The organism is Pseudomonas sp. CFII64 (assembly GCF_000416235.1).
In the GTDB taxonomy this organism is placed as follows: domain Bacteria; phylum Pseudomonadota; class Gammaproteobacteria; order Pseudomonadales; family Pseudomonadaceae; genus Aquipseudomonas.
In genome coordinates this window covers 44675-67162 of record NZ_ATLO01000043.1, presented here as the reverse complement: position 1 = coordinate 67162, position 22488 = coordinate 44675, and the positions used below count along the sequence as shown (strand labels likewise).

Below are 22488 nucleotides of genomic sequence, written 5' to 3'. Positions count from 1 at the left end.
TCGGTCGCTCCTTCACAAAATGCGTCAGCTACACAAAGCGTCATCACGGACCCAGTGCCTTGCTGATTGCCGTGATACCGGGGCCAGCCAGGACGATCAACAGCGCGGGAAACAGAAACACCATCATCACCACCGACATCTTTGCCGAGAGTTTCGAGATGTATTCCTGCAAACGGGTGAGGCGTCGGTCATCCAATAATTGCTTGAGCGCCAGCAACGATTTCATCGCGCCGCCACCCTGCTGAATCAGCTGGTTGAGAATTACGCAGGTATCGCTGAACTCATCCACCGCCAGCAGCTCGGCGGCCTTCATCAGTTCGTCGCCCAGCTCCAGCCCCGAATCGACCCGCGTCAGCACGAACTGAATTTCCGAAGACAGGACCGGCAGCAGCTCCTTGCCTTCGCTGCTGAGCACCCGCAGCGATTGTTCCACCGCCATGCCGGACTCAAACAGAATCCGCAGCAACGGAATGAAGGTCGAGATTTCCACCACGATTTGTTTCTGCCGACGCTGGGCAGCGGCGGCGAGGACTCGTTTGGGCAGCAGATAACCGATGCCGAGGGCAAACACCGGCGCGATCAGCGGCTGGCCGACCTCCGGGAACAGCGTCAGCTCGAACATGATCGTCAAGCCGACGGCACCCAGCGGCACGCCAATCTGACAGGCCGCAAACAACGAGCGCTTGCTCGCCCGCCGCCAGCCCACCCGGTTGAGCAGCGTCAGGGTTTCGCTGTCGATGTTCAGCGAGCGCTGCCCCAGCGGCGTGTCACCCAGCAGACGCAACCAACTGCCAATCCGGCTTTCGCGCACCAACCTGCCCTGCAGGCGCTGCACCACCTGGCGCTCGTCAAGCCGCTGGCGAGCAAGACCGGACACCAGCAATATCGCCGCCACCGCGAACATTAATGCACTGAACAACATCGCCATTTCAGACACTCCGCATCATGCGCCACAGCGCCAGGCAACCCAGCGCCTGCAGGGTGAACGCGGCCATCAGCAACGTCTTGCCATCGCTGTCGTCCCACATGTGCATCAGGTAATTGGGGTTTACCGCCAGAAAGTAACTGGCCATCGCGATGGGCAAGCCCGCCAGCACCAAGGCCGTCATGCGGGTTTCGCCAGTCATGGCGCGCAGCTGGCGCGACGCTTGTTCGCGCTCGCGGATCAGCCTGATCAGGTTTTCCATCAGCTCGCTGGCATTACCGCCGTAGCGATGGTTGACCCGCAACCCGAGGGCGAACAGATGAAACTCGTCACACTCATATAAGTCGGCAAAATCCTGCGCGGCATCGGGCAGGCTGACCCCCAGTTGCACGTTGCGCTGAATCCGGCTCATGCCATCCTTGAGCGGCTGGCTGGTGGCATCGATGCCATGCAGCACCGCGTCAGACAAGGTTCGCCCGGACTTGAGACTGCGTACCGTGTGATCGAGCAATTGCGGCAGTTGATCGATCATGCGCTTGACTCGTTTGTGATAGCGCCATGCGATAAACAGGCGCAGCACGATTGGCGGCACCAGCAACGCCAGCGCCACGCCGATCCAGTTGTAGATCAGAAAACCGCACAGCAGCAGCGGCAGCCAGAGCGACAGCCACAGCGTTAAGCGCCCGGCTGGCGACGGTAAACCAGCCTGAAGAAACGCCCGGTTCACAGGTGCCCAACCCAGGTTCTCAGTGACCGGTCGCAGCTGGTTGTGGGCCAGGCGCAACATTACTCGCTCGTTCGCGCCGCGACTCAGGCTCAGATAAAACAACCAGGCCGACGCCGCCAGCAGCAACGCGAACACCAGCAGCAGCAACAACGCCTTCATGGCAGCCTCCTCATCGACTCAATAGTGCTGGCGCAGTTTGTCCCCGGCGGGATGAAGGGCTTCGCGCAGGAAGCCAACGCCGGTGCGTCGATCCAGTCGGAACAATGTGTTGGTCACATAGACGTCGTCGCGAATCCCCACCACCTCGACCACTTCGCTGACGCAGCGTCGGCCATCGGGCAATCGCGTGAGCTGAATGATCACGTCCAGCGCGGCGCAGATCATTTGTCGCAGCGTTTTCTCGGCAATCTGCCTCCCGGTCAACCCGACCAGGGTTTCCAGACGCAACAGCGCATCCTGCGCATTGTTGGCGTGCACCGTGCTCATCGAGCCGTCGTGGCCGGTGTTCATCGCGGTCAACACGTCGAGGACTTCGACGCCACGAATCTCGCCGAGGATGATCCGGTCCGGGCGCATCCGCAGCGCGTTGCGGATCAGGTCGCTGGCGCGTACTTCGCCATGGCCTTCGGAGTTCGGCGGCCGGGTTTCCAGGCGCACCACGTGGGGGTGGCTGAGTTGCAATTCGGCCACATCTTCAATGGTTACCAGACGTTGCTGCGGGGTGATCAGCTGGCTGAGTACGTTGAGCAGCGTGGTCTTGCCGGTGCCGGTGCCGCCGCTGACCAACACGTTGCAACGCTTGCCCACCGCCTCTTCGAAGAACTCGAAAATCGATTGGTCGATGGTCTGCATGGCGACCAGATCGGAACTCTTGAGCATGTCTTTACGAAACTTGCGGATCGACAGGCAAGGCCCGTCCAGGGCAATCGGCGGGATGATCGCGTTGACCCGGCTGCCATCGGGCATGCGTGCATCGACCATCGGCGAGGACTCGTCGAGACGCCGACCGAAAGGCGCGAGAATGCGCTGCATCACTCGCTCGACGTGATGCGAATCGATAAAACGCAGGTCGGTGTGATGCAGCACGCCATCACGCTCGACGAAGACTTTATTCGGACCGTTGACCAGAATTTCGGTGATCGACGGGTCACGCAGCAACACCTCCAGCGGCCCGAAACCGGTCAGTTCATCCACCAGTTCTTCGGCCAGGCGTTCCATTTCATAACGGGAAATGGCCAGGCGCATTCGCGCAATGTAGTCGGCGACTTTGTCGGTCACGAACTGCGCCAGCACTGGCCGCGCGCCTTCCAGCAGGTTGCGTCCGCTGTCCTCGATGGCATCGATGATGTAACGATGCAGCACCAGCTTCAGACCCTGCACATCGTGGCCGTTGCCCTTGTCGGCCGGTGTTACCCCAAACAGTTTCTCCGGCATTATTTATTCCCCCACAAACGGTTGAACCAGCCTTCCGAAGTTTTCCCTTGGGTCGCGGAGTGCCTGGCCAGATGCTCGCCCACCGAACGCAGCCCTGAGCAGAGGGATTCACGCGGCGACAACTCGAACAATGGCACGCCCTGATTCTTGGCGTTCAGGCGGAATTCAGGGCTGAATGGCAAGGCCGCGATGACCGGCAGGTCGAAGGTTTTGGCGAGCACTTCAGCGTTGGGCGCCACGGCCTTGAGGTACCGATCGATCAGCAATCCAGCGTGATGCAGCTTCATGCCTTTGCTGCGCCACAGGTTGAGCAGCGCCAGATTGCGTCGACATTCCAGAACGCTTTGATCGGCGTACCACAGCAACTGATCGCAATGGCTGACCAGGGTGCGCAGCGCTTCGCTGTCCGGCTGTCCCACCAGATTGACCACCACATGCTGGAAGTGCTGACGCAAGGCACTGAGCAACATGTACAACTCGGCCGCACTGGACTGCTCCAGACGATCATCCGCTTCGGTGTAGGCCAGCATGCGCAAGCCGGTGCCATCGGTGGTGAATGCGCTGTCGATCAACGTCGCATCGAGTCTGCGCAGATGCCGCAAGGCATCGCCGAAGCTGAACGAAGATTCAAGCCCGAGCAGCGCCAGGCTGTCGCCACGCGGCAGGCCGAGGTCGAGCAGCAAGGTGCGCTGCCCGGTCTTTTGCACCACCAGTGCCAGATGGGTCGCAATCAACGCGCCGTCGCCATCGCACTGCGCGCCGTACAGCACCGAAAGCCCGCCAATATTCGGGTTCTGGGTCACCGCCGGCAGCCGCTTGCTCAAGCGCCGGACCAGGCCGGCCACTTCACTGGAACGCGAACCGTAGGCGACGAAATCCCGCGCCCCGGCGCGCATGGCGTTAAGCACCAGCTGGTTATCCATGCCGTCGCCCAGCGCAACGATGGCCAGCATCGGCTTGGCTTCCAGAGCGCCTTCGATCAGTGCGCTCTGGGCCATCAAATGCTCACGATCCAGGCCGATGAACACCACCCCGGCGAAGGTCACGTCCACCAGCGCCAGCAGGTCATCCAGGCTGCCGGAACCGGCGCTGACCACTTGCCCGAGCGGCGCCAGCGCGCCTTGCAGCCACTCAAGATCGGTGGAGTTGCGAGTGATCGCGAGAAACGTCTGGCTCAGGCTCTGGCTCATTGGGACAACCCGCTGCGGCGGTCGAAATTGCCGTTCTCCAGGAAGTACAACTGCAGGAAATTCGGGTCGTAGTTACGCAGGTTTTCCCCCGGCAACGACGGCAGCTGTGCATTGGCAGCCAGGGGTTGAACCAGATGCGGCGTGACAATCATCAGCAGTTCGCGCTCTTCTCGATCAATGCTTGAGTTGCGAAACAGCGCGCCCAGAACCGGGATGTCACCCAGCCCGGGAAACTTGTCCACCGAGGCAATATTGCGCGCGCTGATCAGGCCGCTCACCACGAAACTCTCGCCGTCGGCCAGGGAAATACTGGTGTCGGTGCGGCGTATGTTCAGCGCTGGCACCGTGGTGCCGGCAATGGTCACGCCCGCGCTGTAATCCAGTTCGCTGACCTCCGGCGCCACCTTGAGCAGGATGCGATTGCGCCCCACCACAGTCGGCGTCAGCGTCAGGCGCACGCCGAATTCCTTGTACTCGATGGAGATCCCGTTACCCTCGCCGTTGGGCACCGGCACCGGGAATTCGCCACCCGCCAGAAAGCTCGCGCTTTGTCCGCTCAGCGCCACCAGGCTGGGTCGCGCCAGCGTGTAGGCGAAGCCGCTGTTTTCCATGGCATTGAGCATGCCCAGCACTTTACTGCTGCCGCCGCCCCAGACGATGTTGAACGAGCTGTTGTTCAACGGGATGTTGGGCCGCGTGCCGCTGACCGTTCCTGGCGAAACCGTGACACCCGGAACCGTGCCCGGACCGCCGAACAGAAAGTTGTTCGAGCCTTTGCCGAAAATCGACGTGCTGGCCTCCTTGAGTTTGGTGCGGCTGACTTCGACAAAGCGGATATCGGTTTGCACCTGGCTGGGCAGCAAGGGTTCGTCGGCGTGCGCACCCGGCGGTATCAGAGCAACGGTCGCCTGGCCACGAACGAAGACCATGCTTTGTCGAGGCGACGGCGAGCACGCCGTCCAGACCATCAGGCTGGTGGCGCCGGGGCCGACACCGGTCAACAGAAAGCTGTCATTACCACTGACGAACACATCGGCAATCTTTGGATCACCCACCGCGAGCCGCGTGATGGCAACGGGCGAGCGAATGTCCTTCTGCACGCCCTGATCGATTTCCAGCAGCGGCGGCATGCTCGCCAGCCCAGCGCAGCCAGCCGGCGCTGCCACGGCGGCTTGCAGGCCGCTGCCCAACATCATCAAGGCCCACACAGCGGGTTTAAGAACGGGCAGATAACTACGGCTCATGCTCGGCAATCCTTGCTCAGTCAGGGAGTTTTTTGCGCGGTCTGGTTGCCGCGTATCACTTCAACAGCGCGCGCCGGACGCGGGCCGGACGCTGCACCCGAGACGCGTGCCGGACCGCTCTGGCTCAGTTGCGTGAACGACAAAAGCTCACGCCGCGCCGAATCCAGCCGCACCGCCGCAGGTGCCGCCGAGCTGTCATCGCTGGCCCAGTACTGCTCGAGATTTTTTTCGTCGGCGCTGCGTACGGCGAGGCGCAGCACGCCGGTTTGCGTTGCCAGCATCAAACGACTCAACAATGATTGCGGCACCGCGACCACGACGTTGCGGGCGACGTTCTTGCGCTGTTCGAGCTGGAGTCGTTGGTCGGCGCTGAGGTTTTGCGCAGGCTTGCCATCGCGGGTCGGGCCGAGCACCTCGCCGACGCTCAACACGCGCAGCGCCGGCACGGCCAACTGGCTGGAGCGGTCCGGATTGGCCGTATCCTGAGGCAGATACAGCAACACATCGACATAATCGCCGGGGCTCAATTGCCCGCCTGCGCCAATGACTTCGTCCACTGTCAGCGCCAGCGCGCGCTCGTCGACACGAATCATCCGCGCCAGCGCCCCGCCCGCTTCAAAACTGCTTTCGCTGAGCCAGCTGCCAGCGCTCAGCGTGCGCCAGGCGCTGCGACCGACCACGTCATCCATAGCGCCGAGACTGCCCGACGGCGCGACTTTCAGGCGCTCAATCACAAGATCGTCCGCCTGGATGGGCGTATAGGCCGGCACGTCGCGCACCAGCACCACAACGGGCTGACGGGTCGGATCTTCAGTGGCGACGGGCGGCGGCGCAGGCGCGGAAACAACGGGTGTATCCATGACCGGCGGCTGAACCGGCAACGCTGCCGGCTGCCCACTCACGACCAAACCCCAATACCCGGCCATCAACGCTCCCAACAGAAAAAACACCGCGAGCGCCATGGTAAAGCGACTGTTCATGACGGCCTTCTCCTTGATGTTGCATGACGACTTCCAAACAACGAGTCAACTTCGCAATCAGGTAGTTATGAACATTCAACCATTTGCTATTGACGGTAGCGCAGCTCTTTAAAAGCGCCATGATTCCGTCGAAATTTCATACAGCTGTATATCGAGCCCGGCGCGGCTTGGATATATAACTTTGTGATTAATACTTAGATACGGTTGTGGGTTTTGGCATCTGGGGCAATGCTGTATTTGCGACGGATTGTCCCAACGACTTATGTATTACCAGCACTGGAACAGTGCGAGGAGAAGTCAGATGTTTCTTACCTACGTTATATTGAAAATCAGATTGTTTCTGAGCAGCAAAGAGGCCGCTTCTGCACTGGAATACGCCATTGTCGCGGCCATGGTCGCGGTGGTTGCAGTGCTGTTCATGACCAACATCGGGGCTCGCGTGAAGATCATCTTCAATCAGATTCTCGTGGCCATGGGTGGAACAGCAGTCGCTTAGCTGGCTGCCGATTTATTGATGATCATTCAGCAAGCTGCTGATGCAAGGTGCTGCGGATGACCCACCCAACCCGCCAACAATTGCTTCTGGTGGATGATGAAGAGGACGCCAACGAAGAACTCGCCGAGCTGCTCGAAGGCGAAGGCTTTCGCTGCTTCACGGCGTCCTCGGTCAACCTTGCCCTTCAGCAGTTGACCCGGCATCCAGACATCGCCCTGGTCATCACCGATTTGCGCATGCCGGATGAAAGCGGTCTTTCGCTGATCAGAAGGCTGCGTGAACACAGCTCACGCCGCGACCTCCCGGTCATCGTCACCTCAGGCCACGCCGACATGGAAGACGTCAGCGACCTGCTGCGCCTGCAGGTACTGGACCTCTTCCGCAAACCCATCTACCACTTGCGCCTGCTGGAAACCCTCGACAGCCTGTTTCCGGAATCCGGGGTTCAGCAGGCGTTGTAGATTCTGTTGGAGCGAGGCTCCCCTTCACAACTGATAACTGAAACTCAGGGTATAACGCGGCTTGCGGTTGAAGGTGTCCAGGCCTTTGTCGGACATGGGCTTGGCGGCTTCCAGTGCGATGTTGTAGTAGCGCGCATCGCCAAAACGCAGCCCGGTGGCGAACGAGGACATTTTCGAATCCTTCACCGGCAGCTCGTTGAACCAGGTGCGTGCGGCGTCCATCACGACATAGGGCTGCAACACCCGCAGCCATTTGCCGTCGCGATTGAAGCTGTAGTTGACCTCATACGCCACGCCCCAACCCTTGTCGCCGGAAGCCTGATCGGAGGGGTAGCCACGACCGAAATTCTGCCCGCCAAATTGCGCCCGTTCGCTGTCCGGCAAACTGTCGTCGCTCCAGTACAACGCGGCCGAGGCGACACCCTGCCACTGCTCGAAAAATTTGTCGCTCTGCACTCCGGATAAACGCGCGCGGAAGAAATCCAGGTCATACAGATCGTCAGTGGTTTTCGCGCCCAGGCCGTCGATGCCCTGGTACAGCCCGGCGCTCAAGATACGCAGCTGGCGAGCGGTGGATTTGCGCCAGTCACCTTCGAATGCCAGGGCGCGAATATCGGTGCGGGTTTCGACGCTGACTGGGAAACCCACCACTTGATAACGGGTTTTATCGTTGACCGCATACAGCCGCGCACCCGCGCTCAGCCATTCACTTTGTGCGGCAATCAGCGGATGGCTGAAGCCGATGGAAAACCGGTCATTCTCGCGATGCTGCTTGAGCTGCAAACCATTCTCCAGCGCAATATTGGTTCCCGGATCACTGCGATAGCGTGCGCCCCAAAGACTCAACTGCGTGCCTTCGGTATTCAGGTATTGGCTGTAGTCGACCCGGTAGTAATGCTCCTTGTCCTCTCCCGGCGGGAACAGGCCACTGAGACTCAACTGCTCGGCCATGGACGTCTGCGCATTGCTGCTGACACCCAATAACGCCTGGGTGCCTTCGCGATTGTCCTCGGTCAGGCTCAGGCTGCTGGTGAAAGGTTTGCGCGTGGCGCTGGCGATCAAGGTGGTGGCGCCGTCGGTCGTGCCCGGCGGCGGTGCCTTGGCTTGCAGGGTCACACCGGGAACCCGACTCATCAGCGCGGTGTAGCGCTCGAACGTCTTGCGGGTCAACGGTCGCTCGCGCTTGATCTTGTCCACCAGCTTTTCCAGATAGGCCGACACCCGACCCACATCGCCCTCCAGCTGATAATCACGAATGTAGCCTTCGACCAACACCACGCGCACCACGCCCTGATCGAAATCCTGGGGCGGCAGAAACGCGTAGGACAACAAGTAGCCATCGCTTTGATAACGCTGGGTGACGGTGCGTGTCGCCTCGATCAATTCACCCATCGTGGTTTCATGACCCAGCATCGGCTGGAAGGCCGCGCCCAGTTCATCGAGTGGGTAAACGCTGCCACCTTCAATACGGATTTTGCGCACTGCCACTTTGGTGCCCATCATCAACGGCGAAGTTTGCGGCGCGGCGGGTGTTGGAACTTGTAATGCGGGAGTTACAGGTCGATAAGCATCGGCGGGCAGATTGGGAACCGGGAGATTACGCTCCGCGTCATTGCTGTTGAGAAAGCTGGGAAGTTGGTCTGCATTGACCAGGCCAGAACTGATAGAAACGCCAAGCACAATTACAGGAATACAAGCACGCATAAGGACACTCCATGGCCAAAACTTCAGCGGCGTTGCAGACAAAAAAAGACAGGGGATCATTCCGACTCCCCTGTCTGAAACAAGCGTAGGCGCTGTTTGAAAAGTTGCTAGCCGTGCACTGCTTACTTACGGTTCAACAACCCTCCTCCCAGACTACCGCCTAACGCGCCTGTGACACCGCCGAGCACACCACCCACTCCGCCTGTTGCGCTGCCGCCATCCACCAGACCACCCACTTGCGCCACAGTCGCGCCGAGCGTGCTGACGGTCGTACCCACCGCGTTGGCCACGGGGTTATTGCTGCTTGCCACTACATTGTTGCCCAGACTGCTGACGGCGCTGCCCACCTGAGTGACCAGGCCGTTGACCGGAGCACCCAGCCCGGTTGCGCCGCCGACCTGTTGCGTGATGCTTGCAACACCGCTGACCACCGGGGTGACGGCCGCACTGATGTTGCTGGTCAACGCCGCCACCGGAGCCGCGATAGCGTTGTTGGCGATGCCGTTGCCGCCCACCACTGTGCCCAACGAAGCCACCGTCGCGCCGACCGCACCACCACTGACGCCCGCTGCGCTAAGCAGACCATTGCTGCTGCCCGCATTGAGGCCGGTGCCCACGCCAGCCACCAGGCCGCCGACGCTTTCCACCAGACCGGCGCCGCCGACGCCCGGTACGCCGATGCTGCCGCCGAGGTTGCCACCCAGATTGCCGGTGATACCACCGAGACTGCCGCCGACCATCCCGCCGATGCCGCCACCGACTGTACCGCCGCCTGTGGTCGGGTTGACGGTTACCAGACCGCCCGCAGCGCCAGCGACGTTACCCAGTCCGCCGATGGTCCCGGCCAGCCCTGAGGCGACTGGATTATCCGAGCCCGCCATGCCGCTGGTGACGCCGTTCAGCGTGCCCTTCACGCCCTGCAACAAGCCGTTGACGGGAGTTGCCAGGCCGGTTGCGCCAGCCACTTTGATGGTCGTGGACTCGACCATCGCGACTACCGGCACCAGCTTGTCGCCCAACGCACGAGTGGTCGAGCCCAATGGACCGCTGGTGGTTGCGGCGCTCAAGGTGTCGCCGAGCATGGTGACCTTTTGGCCTACGCCGTCCACCAACTCGCCTGTTTTACCCACGACGGTGCCAACCAGCGGGACTTGTTCGACCTGTGAAGAAGCGGCAAATTTCGACACGCCGCTGCCCAGCGATGACACGCCTGCGCCCAGGTCGCCGGTTGCCGCGCCGACACTGGACAGCGTCACGCCCAGAGCATTGCTGTCAGTGCCCAAGGTACCCAGGCCGGTAGTCAGCCCGGTGCCGAGGCTGTTGGTCGCGACCCCGACGGAGGAGATCAGCCCGCCTGCGCCACCGGTGAGATCGGCATTGCCGGCCACGGGAATCATCGCCACCACATCGCCTACACCGATGACTGCATCGCCCAGCTGGCTGAGCATATTGCCGGCGGCGGCGCTGGTCTGGCTGACGGCCAGACTGCGAAAGACCGGTGTCGGCGTGGTGCCGCCGCCCGTTCCGCCAGTGCCGCCAGTACCTCCGCCAGTCCCGCCACCACCCGTGCCTCCTGTTCCGGTGCCGCCGCCCGCCACGCCGCCAGTGCCGCTACCACTGCCGCCTCCACCGACGCCGCTGCCATCGGTCATCGAGCCTGTGCCGCCCGAAGCGCCACCACCGGAGCCATCGGTATTGCCGGAAGTCCCTGCGCCGCTGGTATCTCCTGTACCGGAGGTGCCCGAAGTAGCACCGCCGGCTGCGGCCTCAGTCGTTGGCGAAGAACTGTCTACGTGGCTTTTCGAGCCGCCCCCGCCGCTACTGCAACCGGTTAATCCGACCGCCAGAATGAGTGTCAGCGCGGTACTTGCCTTCAACAACGAGTGAGTGTTCATGAGCGAATCCTTCCACCGCTTGATTGTTTGTTTGAGCCTCTCGCTGGCAGCGAGAAGAAACCTGCCCATGGCCCAATAACAATCTTTTACGCGGACTTGCTCAATTCATGACTTGGTATTAGTCGGATATATACATAGCTCGAGCCCTGAAAATAAATTCAATTTAATCAACAGGTTGCTCGTATAAACACAACGCACGAGTCGCCGACATACAAAAGTTATAGTCGGAATTTACGAGACAAGTCGCGACGGATAAACCTCAATCCACCAGATCGAATATCACTCTGGCGGTCTGGCCGCTTTCGTCGAGCACGCTGAGTTCATAGCGACCCAGGCGCGTCAGGGTCGGGCCGAAGCTGTCCTGATTGGCGGTATCGGCGGTGGGCGCGCCATCGATAAACCACCAGCGACGACCGCTGCCACCCAGCGCAGAAAGCTTGAGGCGCAGCGCCTGATGACTGCCCGCCGGCAGGCGCAAATGATCGCCGTCGCGCACACCGACAATGGTCAAGGGCGCAGCCAGGCTCAGGCCTTGAGGCGGGCAATCGGGATCGGCGGCAGGCAAGCGTGCTTCGCGGCGCTCAGAGCGGGGCAACCAGGGTTCCAGCGGCGCGGGCCAGAGCGCGATGTCCTCGACCTGCGCGTCAGGGCAACCGGAACCGACCCGCAGCCCCTTGGCATTGACGCGGATTTTTTCCTGCAAACCCAGGCCCAGCGGCTGATCGGTGGCCTGCAAGGTGGGCGGCGTCGTGCCGTCCAGCGTCCAGGCAAAGCGCTGGCGACGGCAGTTGGGATCGTTCTTGTCCATGGGCTGCCCCAGCGGCCAGCAGATCGCTGCGACACCGACATTCAGCGGCACTGGCTGGACCGGTGCGACGATGCCGCGCTGACTGTCGCGATTGGTCAGCACATCGTGAACCTGCAACATCAACGGCGCGGCCGACGCGAGGCCGAACTGTCCCGGCACCGGCGTACCATCCGGGCGACCGATCCACACACCAACCAGAAACCGCGGCCCGACACCTATCGCCCACGCATCACGGAAGCCATAACTGGTGCCGGTTTTCCACGCCAGCTGAGGGCGTTGCACCAGCTCGGCATGCAGGTCCAGGTCGGGACGCGACTGACCACTGAGAATCTTGCGCACGATCCACGCCGCACCCGGCGACATCATGCTTCGCTCACGTAAACGGTCGTCGGGTTGCAGGCGGATGTCGGCGCTTTTTCCGCCGCGAGCAAAGGCGCTGTAGCCACCGACCAACTCTTCCAGGCGACTGCCGACCCCGCCGAGAATCAAGGCAAGATTCGGCTCGGCCAACGGCGGCAAGGTCAACGGCACGCCGCCGTTGCGCATTTCGGCGGCAAAGCGTTTCGGCCCGTAGGCTTCGAGCAATTGCACCGCAGGCAGGTTCAGCGACATGGACAACGCGGAACTGGCGGCCACTGGCCCACTGAAGCCCGCAGAAAAATTGCCCGGCCGGTAATCGCCATAACGGCGCGGGACATCCTGCAGCAGCGATTCGGAATGAATCAGCCCCGCATCCATGGCCTTGCCGTACAAAAACGGCTTGAGCGTCGAGCCGGGCGAACGCAGCGCGCTGACCATGTCCACATGACCAAATCGCTTGGTGTCATTGATGTCCACGGAGCCGACGTAAGCGCGCACCGCCATGCTCTGCGCCTCGACCACCAGAATCGCCGCCGAGGTGCGCTCCGGCAGACGCGCGCGCCAGCCCAGCAGCAGATCTTCGAGGCGACGCTGCAGCGCGGCGTCGAGGGTGGTGCGAATCAACGGCGGGCTGTGCGGCCGATTCAGGCGTCGCGCCAACAACGGCGCAAGCGTCGGCTCCTGACGCGGCGCCAACAGCAGCGGCTCTTCCAGGGCTTCGTTGACCGCCAATTGCGGCCAGACCTGAAACTCCGCCAGACGCTTGAGCACTTTGTCCCGCGCCGCCTGGGCGCGCTGCGGATGGCGATCCGGACGCAAGCGGCTCGGCGCCTGGGGCAGCACGGCCAGCAACGCCGCTTCCGCACGAGTCAGTTGCAGCGGGGATTTACCCAGATACGCCCAACTGGCCGCCGCAACCCCCTGCAAAGTGCCGCCGAAAGGTGCGCGATTCAGATAAATGCCGAGAATCTCGTCCTTGGACAACTGCCATTCCAGCTGCATCGTGCGCCACAGCTGGCGCACTTTGCCGGGCAGGGTTCGCGAATGGGGATCAAGCAGTCGCGCCACTTGCATCGACAACGTGCTGCCACCCGACACTACGCGCGCGCCTTGCAGGTTTTGCCAGGCCGCTCTGCCCAACGCGAGCGGATTGACGCCGGGATGACTGTAGAACCAGCGATCTTCGTAGGTCAGCAGCGCTTCGATGTAATACGGCGACACCTGCGTCGTCGCCACCGGATAACGCCACACCCCATTGGCATCGGCGAAACGCCACAAAGGCGTGCCATCTTCAGCCAGCACGACACGGGCGAGATCATCCTTGGGCAAGGGCAGCGGCCAGATGCGGTCGGCGAGCCAGAGCAGGGCAACCACCAGCAACAGTAAGCCAAGCAGCCAACGCACGACTCGACCTGCAGGGCCGGGGCGCCTGAGTTTCGCAAGTATTCGCAGCTTCAAGGCCAAGAGCCTTTATGATCCACGGAACTCGTTGCGCCAACGGACAGCCAAAGCGAACAGTTGCGTTTTTCCATGAATCTCATCAGGACGTACATATGCAGGTAGAAAGCTTTTTCGAATGGCTTGGCCAGGCGCTCGGCGCGGTAATTCGCTTCATCGTCGATGGGCTGGAATGGATATTCAATCTGTTCACTCACGCCGGCGGCAACTTCGTCGACGGCTTGTCACGCACGCTGGGCATGGACACTTCGCTGATCAGCATTCTGGCGTTGATTGTCGGGCTGATGTTGCTCTACTCGGCCGTCCGCGCCTTCATGCGCGCCTCGATTATCGCGGGCATCATCTGGCTGGTGCTGGGACTGTGGCTGTTGAGCTGGATTATTCATTAAGCGCACTGTAGGACCGGCTTCAGCCGGGAAGAGGCAGGTACATTCACCGATGCCGCCCCTCCCGGCTAAAGCCGGTCCTTCCAACCAGTCCCACAAGCGGCCCTACAAGCCGACCCCACAAGTCAGTTCCACCCGCTCCTTATTTCCCCTTCACCACCAACTGCGCCGGCGCTTCACCCAACGCCTGCCAGTTCGGCCGATACATCGACTCCACCTGTGGCGGCGGCACGCGATAGATGCCCGGCGTCACCGCACGGGCCAGATACAGCAAGTGGACGGTGTTGCCGCCGCTGAGATCCAGGGCCGCGACATAACGATCGGCGCGGTATTCCTGGTGCTTGATCCCTGCGTTTTCCATCGACTCCTTCCATTGCTTGACCGACTCGCTGGCGTCATCGAGGCTGGCCGCCGCTTGCGCCAGATTCTGGTTTTCCAGCTCCAGGCCCGCAGGCAACAGGTCGACTACCAATGCATCCGGCACTCGCTGCCTGGCTTTCACTTCGATGTGCACCAGCAACAGCTGCCCGCTTTTCAGAGCCGCCAGATTCGCCTCTTCACCATTCAAGCTGAGATATTCGCGACGAATGCTCAGGTTTTCACCTCCGGCCACCGGCGGCTGAGCCGGATAACCGGAGATGGTCAGATGCTGATACAGCGTCTCGCTGCCCGCGTTCTGCACGGACAGCGGCGAAGCCAGCAACGCACCTTCGAGCTTGAGGCCCGGATTGGCGCTGTTGATTTCACTGGTTTCGCTGCCGCTGCGGAGGATCGCCTTCCAGTTTTTCTCCGGTTTGCCCAGCAAGCCACGGCCCGCGAGGAACAGCGAGTTGCGCTCCTGCGTCGACAGATAACGGTTGGCCGCCACTTCGTCCGCCAGGGCAAACAGACGCTGATCACGCTTGTCGGCCGCCAGATTGTTTTCTTCCAGTAGCGCCAGAATCAGCGCCTGATCGCGCAGCGGGCTGCCGTAATCGGCGAGCCATTCGTTGGCTTTGCGACCCGCCGCCAGTCCGGCCTGCATGGCTTGATCGGCACGCGGTTTGTCGCCCATTTTTTCCAGGGCGATGGACAACTGCACCAGCGGCAGACCGGAACGCGCATCGTCACGCCGATCAAACAGGCTGCGCAGCGCACCCAGCGGTGCCTGCTGGCTGCGGGACAACACCAGACCGGCGTAGGCCTGCACCGCAAAGCGCGTGTGTTCGGCGTTTTCGCTGTAACTCACCTCGATCTGGTTACGCTCCTGCAAATAACGCAGCAAACGTTCGTTGGCTTTTTTCAACGCGTCCGGCGGCACGGCGAAACCCTGATCCCGAGCGCGGGACAGGAAGTCGGTCACGTAAGCCGTCAACCAGTATTCTTCTTCGCCGTCCGAATTCCACAGGCCAAAGCTGCCGTTGTAGCGCTGCATGCCCAGCAGACGTTCGATGCCGATTTCGACGCTGCGCTTGCGTGCTGCGTCCGGCTCGCCCTTGAGTCCCAACCGCGTGAGCGTTGCCGCGTCGGCATACAACGACGGGTACAAGCCGCTGGCGGTCTGTTCAAGGCAGCCATACGGATAAGCCTTGAGCGCACGAATCTGCTCGCCGAGATTCAGCGGCGGACGACTCGACACCGCCAGCAGCGCTTCACGCCCGGCGGGCTCGAAAGCTTCCAGCGCGCCTTCCGGCAGGTTCCATGGCTGATCGGTAATAGCGGCGCGGTAATGCTTGAGCATCGCCGGATACGCCGGCCGCACACCGATGGTCCACTCGCGAGTGAATGGCGGCAGGCTTTCGCCCGGCAGATCCAGACCTTGCACCAGCACCTTGATCTTGCCCTGGCCGAAACCGCCCAGCGCCTTGACCGGAATGCGCAGCGTCTTGCGCTGGCCTTGAGCCAATTGCACGCTCTGAGTGATCTCGCCATTGGCCAGACTCAACTGGCCCTCGGCGCTGAGCAGCACGTTGAGTTTTTGCGCCTTGCCGGACAGGTTGGAGACGTCCATGGCCACAGTGGTCTGATCGCCGCCCGCCAGGAAACGCGGGGCCGACAGCTCGGCAATGATCGGCGCGGCGACCACGGTTTTCGCCTCGGCCATGCCGTAACGGTCACCGGTCCAGGCCTGCGCCATGACGCGCAGTTCGCCGTTGAAGTCCGGAATATCCACGCTGACTTCGCCTTCGCCCTGCTCGTTGAGCGTTACTGGCGCGCTTTGCAGGGCAACAATCGTCACGCTGGTTTCCGGCCGCTTGCCGCCTTTGGCCAGCGCGGCGTCGCCACCGAACGCCAGGGAAGCCAGACGATTGCGTCCGGCTTCGATCAGCTGCCCGTAGACGTCCAGCTGATCGGCGCCGTAGGACTTGCGGCCGAACAGGCTGGCGAACGGATCCGGCGTCGCGTAGCTGGTGATATTGAGAATGCCGACGTCGACCGCCGACACCAGCACATGGACTTCCTTGGGCACGCTGCCATCAGCGTTTTTGGCCAGTACCTTGAGTTTCAGCGGCTGCTTGGGACGCATTTTTTCGGGCGCCGTGATGCTCAGCGCCAGCTTGCGTTGGCTGCGATCCAGCGGCAGGTGCAATACACCGACGGCACGTTTGGGCGTGACGTTGGCCTTGCGCTCGCCGGGACGAATCACCAGTGCACTGACGTACAAATCATGACGCGCCCATTTTTTGTCCAGCGGGATATCGAACGCCTTGCCTTCAGCCGGGACATCGATTTCCTGCCACCACAATGGACCTTCGCTGGATTCCACCAGCAGATAACCCTTGCCCGCTGACGGCGGCGTTACTGTGACTTTGACGCTATCGCCATCGGCATAAGCCGGTTTGTCCAGCGCCAGCTTGACCTGATCGGGCCGCACCGCGCCGCCTTCGGCGTTGTCCTGCCACTGATAACCGGCCCAGAACCGCATGCTGCTGACCAGACCGGTTTGCGGGTCTTCGACTTCGACGCGGTATGGACCCCATTCCACAGGGAACGTGACCTTGGCGGTCGAGCCTTGCTTGATGCTGACGGTTTCTTCGTTGAGGTTCAGGTACTTCTCGTTGTAGTGATAGCTCCAGCCATCGTTGTCCGAGTAGTTCCAGTAATAGTCGCGACGCTCGCGAACCAGCCGCACCTTGACGTTTTCGGCGGCCAGCTTGTTGCCTGCACTGTCGGCGACCAGCACTTCGAATTCCGCCGGGCCGTCGCCATCAGTCTGGGCCAGGCCGTTGGTGTAATCGTCTTCACTGTCGCCAGCGCTCTTGTCGGTGCCAAACAATGGACGCACGCCTGGCAGTTGCTCTGCCGGCCAGACCGGTTGCACCAGACGCCGGGTAATCGGCCGCCCGCCCGACTCTTGCAGGCTGGCTTGCAGAATCAGCTGCAACGGCGACTTGGCCTTGGACCACTGGCTTTCCACATCGATGCTCAGCTTGCCTTGTTCGTCGAGGGTGCTGGCTTCGATTTCCAGGTCTTGCTTGAGCTCTTCTTCAGTGATCGAGCCAAATTGATAACCCGGCAATGCAGGCACCGCGTCACGCAGCGCACGCACATACAGCAGGCCGGTCAGGTTATTGCCGGACGCCGGCGCGCCATACAGGTAGCGACCGGTGATAGCGAAGGTCGCGTTGTCTGCCGGAGCAATCGGCGTGTCGCTGGCCTTGATTTCCAGCGCCATGCGTTCCGGTAAAAAGTCTTCAACCTGGAATTCATAGAGCTGCGGCTTGCCATCGCCCAGGTCAAACACCAGTTGCCAGCGCCCGGTCGGCGCTTCATCTGACAACTGCAGCTGATATTGATAAAGCCCGGTCTTGTCGGCTTCCCAGACAAATTTGCGACTGACCTGCTCGTCCGGGCGACGCACTTCAACGGTGACCGGCTGCGGTTTCACGTCCTTGCCGTCGTTATCGCGCAGCAGACCGTTGAGCAGCACGGTTTCGCCGGGACGATACAGATCGCGCGGGCCGAAGATAAAGAATTGCAGCGGATGCGCACCGGGCCCGGTGATGTCGAATTCGGCCAGATCCAGCGCCGAGCTGTCCAGACGCAGCATGCTGGTCTGTTCGTCTTTATGCGCCAGCACCAGGCGTGGCCCGCCGAGTCGGTCTTGGCCTGCCCGATCACCTTGCCGTCGCTGTCGTAGAGTTCCAGCTCGATGCCGCTCAGGGCCTTGCCGCCTTCCAGCGCCTGGGTGAAAGCGTCCAGACGATTGGCGTAGCGATGCACCGACAAACCGATGTCGCTCAGGGTAAACACTGTGGCGGAGTTGGAGTAACTGTAGCTGCCCGCCGCTTTCATCACCGCGAGATACACACCCGGCTGCTGCAACGCCTTGATGCCCGCAATGGGCAGCAACACGGTTTCCCGCGTGTTGCGCGCCGGGTTCAGGTCGAAGCGGCCGCCGTACACCAGATCAGCCTGGGCCAGCAAGTCTTCGGATTCGTAGCTCTGCAAGCTGGAGGAGCCGCCCCAGTTGCTCAGAAAAGAAGGCAACGCGTCGGATTTGACCCGGAAGAACTCGACGTTGACTTTGTCGACGTTCAGCGCGATGACCGGCAGACCTTCGGCCAAGCGAGTCGGCAACAGGCTGCCGCGACTGGCGAAGCCGACGGTTGCCTGCAAGTCCTTGGTTTCCAGACGGCTGACGAACTCGGCGGCCAGCTTGGCCTTGTTGACGCCCAGCAGGCCGGGGTCAACCGTCAGCACCAATTTGCGCTGAGGTTCAAGATGCCGCAGCCGCAGTTCCATCAAGTTGTCCGAAAGCTCCCATGCGCCATCGACCTTGCCGTTCTTGCTGTCCACCAAGTGCAGTTTTTCAGCAAACTTCTGCTCCGGGTCCAGCGGTACGGAAAAGCTCACCGACAGCGTGCTGGCGCCGTCGACCTGGATTTCCGAGACATCAACCACGGTCAACTCACGCCCCGCATACCGCTTGCTCAACGCAGGAATGTCCACCGCCGGCTTGGGCTTGTTCGACTCCACGGCCGCTGATTGCGCGGCGGGCGCGGAGACCGCAGCCGGTTTGTCGGAAGTGGAGGAATCACAGGCACTCAGCAGCGCAAGCGCGCAGGCCAGAAACAATCCTTTGTTAAGCATGGGGCACTCATATGGCAACGATTGAGAGGGACAGACTATATAGCAGCCGCGCATCCAATATGACGCGGCGCGAAAATAGACATCGGGATTGAGACATTGTTCTCAGCGCCACTCAGGCCAACTGTTGGGATGCGACCTGTGGGAGAGGACTTGTCCTCGATTGGTAGTTTCAGCACTGCATATGGGTCAGGCGGCTTACCGTTGTCTGGGCTAGCTATCGAGGACAAGTCCTCTCCCACAAAGCCGCGCTCCCATGCGGCCAGGCATTCCGACCATAAAATCTCCAACGGTGTTGCAGACCTTGGTTGCCCTCTACAATGCCCGCCTTGCCCGGGAGCCTCAATGTCCACTTTGCTCAACGACTGGCGCCATCGCACCACCCATCAACGGGTCTGGGCGCTGGCGGCGCCGATGATTCTTTCCAATATTTCCGTGCCATTGGTGGCGCTGGTCGACAGCGCCGTGATCGGCCATCTTCCCCATGCCCATCAATTGGGTGCCGTGGCCGTGGGCGCGACGTTGTACACGTTTCTGGCCTGGACCATGGGTTTCCTGCGCATGGGCACCACCGGCTTTGCTTCGCAAGCGGCCGGGCGCGGCGACGGCGCGGCGTTGCGGCAGATTCTGGTGCAGGGTCTGTTACTGGCGATGGGCCTTGCGCTGTTACTGGGTGTGATCGGCCTGCCGTTCAGTCATCTGGCCCTGACCCTGATGCAACCGTCGGCGGATTTGCAGCAGCTGACCGAAGCGTTCTTTCACACCCGGCTGTTCGGGCTTCCCGCCTCGCTGGCCGGTTACGCGCTGGTCGGCTGGTTCCTTGGCACCCAGAACGCCAAGGCACCGCTGGCGATCCTGTTGACCACCAATCTGGTCAACATTGCGCTGAATCTCTGGTTCGTCATCGGCCTGGACTGGGGCGTGGTCGGTTCCGCGCGCGCCTCGGTTGTGGCGGAATGGACGGGCGCGTTGCTGGGGCTGGCCCTGACGCAGAGGACCCTGCGCGACTGGCCGGGACAGCTCGCCTGGAGCGCGCTGAAACTGTGGCAGAACTGGCGGCCGTTGCTGGCCGTCAACCGCGACATTTTCATTCGCAGCCTGGCCCTGCAGTCGGTGTTCTTTCTGATTACCGTGCAAGGCGCGCGGTTGGGCGATGCGACAGTGGCCGCCAATGCCTTGCTGCTTAATGGCCTGCTCCTGACGGCCCATGCGCTGGATGGTCTGGCGCATGCCGTCGAGGCGTTATGCGGTCACGCGATCGGCGCTCGGGACCGCTCGGCGTTGCGCCGCTCGCTGACCGTTGCCGGCGGCTGGTCATTGATCGCCAGCGTCGCTTTCGCCCTGCTGTTCGCGGTTGCCGGACATCTGTTCATTCAGATGCAGACCGATATTCCCGAAGTCCGCGACACCGCTTTCATCTACTTGCCGTACCTGGCCGCACTGCCACTGCTGGCGGTCGCAAGCTATCTGCTTGACGGCTTGTTCATCGGCGCCACACGCGCTCGGGAAATGCGCAACGCCATGCTGCTGAGCGTGGTCATCATTGCGCCCATCGCCTACGCCGCGCAAAACTTCGGCAACCACGGCCTGTGGCTGACATTGCTGCTGTTCATGCTGATTCGCGGGGCGACCTTGAGCGTCACCGCATGGCGCCTGAGCAAAACGGGCGAATGGTTCAGTGGTCCGGCTCATTGAACGGTGCCGTGCGGCAGATTTTCTGCCGGTGGATGTGTGGATGTGTGGATACCATCTTGATTGAAGTTGATTTGCCCTCGCAGGACCGGCTTTAGCCGGGAGGAGGCCGGTAGATTCGCAGCAGTTGCGTCGTCAGACCTGGCGCCCTCCCGGCTAACGTCGGTCCTACGGATCCTGTGAAAACAGTCGGGCGTCTCGCCACAAGTTGGCTCCTACAGAGAATCATCTGGCGACTCGTTCAGCGCCGAAAACAGAATCCGCGGGCTGACGAGCTTCAAACCATCGGCATCCAGCGTGATACTGCTGTCGCCGACGCAGACTGACCAAGTGCTGCCGTGCTCATAACGGATGCGCGGCCCGTCATCTACCTGGATGCACCGCTCGTCACCGATAAACGGCAGCACTGGCAGATTGGCCTCGATGCACTTGATCTGCGGCGCGCGGGGAGCCGCATCAACTGACGTATCTCCGGACTGAGGAAGACGTGCCGTTATCAGCGGACGGTCCGGGTCTTGATCCACACAGCTGACCACCACCTGCATACCGCCGCGCAATGTCTCCACCAGATGGGACGCAACCGGCAGCCAGCACTCACCGTACAAAGCGCCGTTGCCCTGATCGACCCAATCGAGTCGGACTTTTACGCGTCCCGCCGAATCGTGAGCAACTGCCTCGTGCGTCGTGCCAACGACGCATGCCCGCTGGATATCAGGCATTGACGGGCGGGCCATGGGCTCCGGCTTGAAAACGATTTCCCAGGGCGTTGCCTGAAAGTGGTTGATATAGAGCGCCGCGTCGTTGCTGCGCCGCGCGCCCAACTGCCGAGGATCGAAGCCGCGATGCTGCACCGCGGTGACCAGCCACAGATGATTGAATGCCGCATCGGGATGCCCCTTGAGCGGCAACAGATGCCCGGCCGCGACAAACGGCAACGTGCTTTCACCCGCCACCACCTGTTGCGATCGATCAGCGCTTGCAGTGTCCACGGAGAAACGGCTGACGCCATCCTGCATGGGCATGCCCGAATAACGCGCCGTCGGCGTCGGCCGAAAGCCTCGCAAGCCATCACCGAAAATGATTTCGTGGCCCTGGGGCGAATGCTGGAAATGGTAGTGGATGCCCTCCTCGCTGCACAGCCGCTGAACCAGCTGCAGATCGGTTTCGCGATATTGCGCGCAGTAGCCTCTGAGCGGAGATTCGGCCTTTAGATCAAAGCGATAGCTGTCATCGCGAATGCCATGCTCCAGCAACACCCGGCGGATGATCTGCGGCGTCGTCATGTCCTGAAAGATGCGCGGGGTATAACGCTGTCCCAGACAGGCCAGGCGCGGCCCGACGCTCAGTCGGTAGCAGGCGGGACCGGGCTTGAAGTGGCTGCGCTCGGCACCGTGGATCTGCCCATGCACCCCACGCGTGCGCCCCATGAAATGTAGAAATACCGCCCGATACATCAGGCTGTGCAAATCCAGCTCAGGGTCATCGATCAGCACTTCCAGCTCAAACGCGAATAACTGGCTAATCGCTTCCGTCCCGGCAAACGACAACACTTGCAAGCCGTCCAGCAGATTGGCGATGTCCAGGCGAAAGTGAGGTTCGTCATGCATGGGTCGGCTTCTCTTACGTGGTCGCGGCCGGGAATTCTGGCCGAGAACATA

General features: G+C 61.6%; 14 protein-coding genes and 1 pseudogene. 4 read left to right on the top strand and 11 right to left on the bottom strand.

What is annotated here, in order from left to right; genetic code table 11:
- Positions 1-43 precede the first annotated feature (43 nt).
- The 6 genes from CFII64_RS20405 to cpaB all read right to left on the bottom strand — a co-directional run bounded on the left by CFII64_RS20405 (position 44) and on the right by cpaB (position 6500).
- Positions 44-928, bottom strand: coding sequence for a type II secretion system F family protein (locus CFII64_RS20405; protein ID WP_020292733.1), 885 nt, complete (start codon positions 926-928; stop codon positions 44-46).
- 1 nt (position 929) lies between these two features.
- Positions 930-1811 carry a type II secretion system F family protein gene (locus tag CFII64_RS20400; RefSeq protein WP_020292732.1) on the bottom strand — a complete coding sequence of 294 codons (882 nt, stop codon included), beginning with the start codon at positions 1809-1811 and terminating at the stop codon, positions 930-932.
- A gap of 18 nt (positions 1812-1829) precedes the next feature.
- Positions 1830-3086: a CpaF family protein gene (locus tag CFII64_RS20395; protein ID WP_020292731.1), complete on the bottom strand. Its 1257-nt coding sequence runs from the start codon at positions 3084-3086 to the stop codon at positions 1830-1832.
- Entirely contained in the window at positions 3086-4276 is a 1191-nt protein-coding gene (locus CFII64_RS20390) for a hypothetical protein (protein WP_020292730.1), read from the bottom strand. Before CFII64_RS20390 ends, CFII64_RS20395 begins: the two co-directional genes overlap by 1 nt.
- The gene (locus CFII64_RS20385) at positions 4273-5472 is read right to left on the bottom strand and encodes a type II and III secretion system protein family protein (RefSeq protein WP_371106460.1); all 1200 of its coding nucleotides are present in this window, start codon (positions 5470-5472) and stop codon (positions 4273-4275) included. The genes CFII64_RS20390 and CFII64_RS20385 overlap by 4 nt, the downstream gene beginning before the upstream one ends.
- Positions 5473-5540: 68 nt before the next feature.
- A complete protein-coding gene (cpaB, locus tag CFII64_RS20380; protein WP_020292728.1) occupies positions 5541-6500 on the bottom strand; it encodes a Flp pilus assembly protein CpaB in 960 nt (319 codons plus the stop codon).
- A gap of 301 nt (positions 6501-6801) precedes the next feature.
- On the opposite strand from cpaB, the gene CFII64_RS20375 reads away from it, so the two are divergent.
- Both CFII64_RS20375 and CFII64_RS20370 read left to right on the top strand, forming a co-directional pair.
- On the top strand, positions 6802-6996 hold the full coding sequence (locus CFII64_RS20375) for a Flp family type IVb pilin (protein WP_020292726.1): 195 nt from the start codon (positions 6802-6804) through the stop codon (positions 6994-6996).
- Between the two features lie 56 nt (positions 6997-7052).
- Positions 7053-7457, top strand: a complete 405-nt coding sequence (locus CFII64_RS20370; protein WP_020292725.1) for a response regulator — start codon at positions 7053-7055, stop codon at positions 7455-7457.
- 24 nt (positions 7458-7481) lie between these two features.
- Here CFII64_RS20370 and CFII64_RS20365 read toward each other — a convergent pair whose 3' ends face one another.
- The 3 genes from CFII64_RS20365 to pbpC all read right to left on the bottom strand — a co-directional run bounded on the left by CFII64_RS20365 (position 7482) and on the right by pbpC (position 13682).
- Positions 7482-9161, bottom strand: coding sequence for a ShlB/FhaC/HecB family hemolysin secretion/activation protein (locus CFII64_RS20365; protein ID WP_020292724.1), 1680 nt, complete (start codon positions 9159-9161; stop codon positions 7482-7484).
- A gap of 122 nt (positions 9162-9283) precedes the next feature.
- Entirely contained in the window at positions 9284-11056 is a 1773-nt protein-coding gene (locus tag CFII64_RS20360) for a collagen-like triple helix repeat-containing protein (protein ID WP_020292723.1), read from the bottom strand.
- A gap of 259 nt (positions 11057-11315) precedes the next feature.
- Positions 11316-13682 carry a peptidoglycan glycosyltransferase PbpC gene (pbpC, locus tag CFII64_RS20355; RefSeq protein ID WP_371106459.1) on the bottom strand — a complete coding sequence of 789 codons (2367 nt, stop codon included), beginning with the start codon at positions 13680-13682 and terminating at the stop codon, positions 11316-11318.
- Between the two features lie 95 nt (positions 13683-13777).
- Between pbpC and CFII64_RS20350 the strand changes: the two genes are divergently transcribed.
- On the top strand, positions 13778-14071 hold the full coding sequence (locus tag CFII64_RS20350) for a hypothetical protein (protein WP_020292721.1): 294 nt from the start codon (positions 13778-13780) through the stop codon (positions 14069-14071).
- Between the two features lie 139 nt (positions 14072-14210).
- Here CFII64_RS20350 and CFII64_RS20345 read toward each other — a convergent pair.
- Positions 14211-19141, bottom strand: a pseudogene (locus CFII64_RS20345) (alpha-2-macroglobulin).
- A gap of 342 nt (positions 19142-19483) precedes the next feature.
- On the opposite strand from CFII64_RS20345, the gene CFII64_RS20340 reads away from it, so the two are divergent.
- On the top strand, positions 19484-20833 hold the full coding sequence (locus CFII64_RS20340) for an MATE family efflux transporter (protein WP_020292720.1): 1350 nt from the start codon (positions 19484-19486) through the stop codon (positions 20831-20833).
- Positions 20834-21045: 212 nt separating this feature from the next.
- Here CFII64_RS20340 and CFII64_RS20335 read toward each other — a convergent pair whose 3' ends face one another.
- Complete coding sequence (locus CFII64_RS20335; protein ID WP_020292719.1) at positions 21046-22437, bottom strand: contractile injection system protein, VgrG/Pvc8 family; 1392 nt, start codon at positions 22435-22437, stop codon at positions 21046-21048.
- Between the last annotated feature and the right edge of the window lie 51 nt (positions 22438-22488).

Bases quoted from the DNA above. Each gene is read 5' to 3' on its own strand.
- CFII64_RS20405 (WP_020292733.1), bottom strand. From the start codon at position 928: ATGGCGATGTTGTTCAGTGCATTAATGTTCGCGGTGGCGGCGATATTG.
- CFII64_RS20400 (WP_020292732.1), bottom strand. From the start codon at position 1,811: ATGAAGGCGTTGTTGCTGCTGCTGGTGTTCGCGTTGCTGCTGGCGGCG.
- CFII64_RS20395 (WP_020292731.1), bottom strand. From the start codon at position 3,086: ATGCCGGAGAAACTGTTTGGGGTAACACCGGCCGACAAGGGCAACGGC.
- CFII64_RS20390 (WP_020292730.1), bottom strand. From the start codon at position 4,276: ATGAGCCAGAGCCTGAGCCAGACGTTTCTCGCGATCACTCGCAACTCC.
- CFII64_RS20385 (WP_371106460.1), bottom strand. From the start codon at position 5,472: ATGATGTTGGGCAGCGGCCTGCAAGCCGCCGTGGCAGCGCCGGCTGGC.
- cpaB (WP_020292728.1), bottom strand. From the start codon at position 6,500: ATGAACAGTCGCTTTACCATGGCGCTCGCGGTGTTTTTTCTGTTGGGA.
- CFII64_RS20375 (WP_020292726.1), top strand. From the start codon at position 6,802: ATGTTTCTTACCTACGTTATATTGAAAATCAGATTGTTTCTGAGCAGC.
- CFII64_RS20370 (WP_020292725.1), top strand. From the start codon at position 7,053: ATGACCCACCCAACCCGCCAACAATTGCTTCTGGTGGATGATGAAGAG.
- CFII64_RS20365 (WP_020292724.1), bottom strand. From the start codon at position 9,161: ATGCGTGCTTGTATTCCTGTAATTGTGCTTGGCGTTTCTATCAGTTCT.
- CFII64_RS20360 (WP_020292723.1), bottom strand. From the start codon at position 11,056: ATGAACACTCACTCGTTGTTGAAGGCAAGTACCGCGCTGACACTCATT.
- CFII64_RS20350 (WP_020292721.1), top strand. From the start codon at position 13,778: ATGCAGGTAGAAAGCTTTTTCGAATGGCTTGGCCAGGCGCTCGGCGCG.
- CFII64_RS20340 (WP_020292720.1), top strand. From the start codon at position 19,484: ATGTCCACTTTGCTCAACGACTGGCGCCATCGCACCACCCATCAACGG.
- CFII64_RS20335 (WP_020292719.1), bottom strand. From the start codon at position 22,437: ATGCATGACGAACCTCACTTTCGCCTGGACATCGCCAATCTGCTGGAC.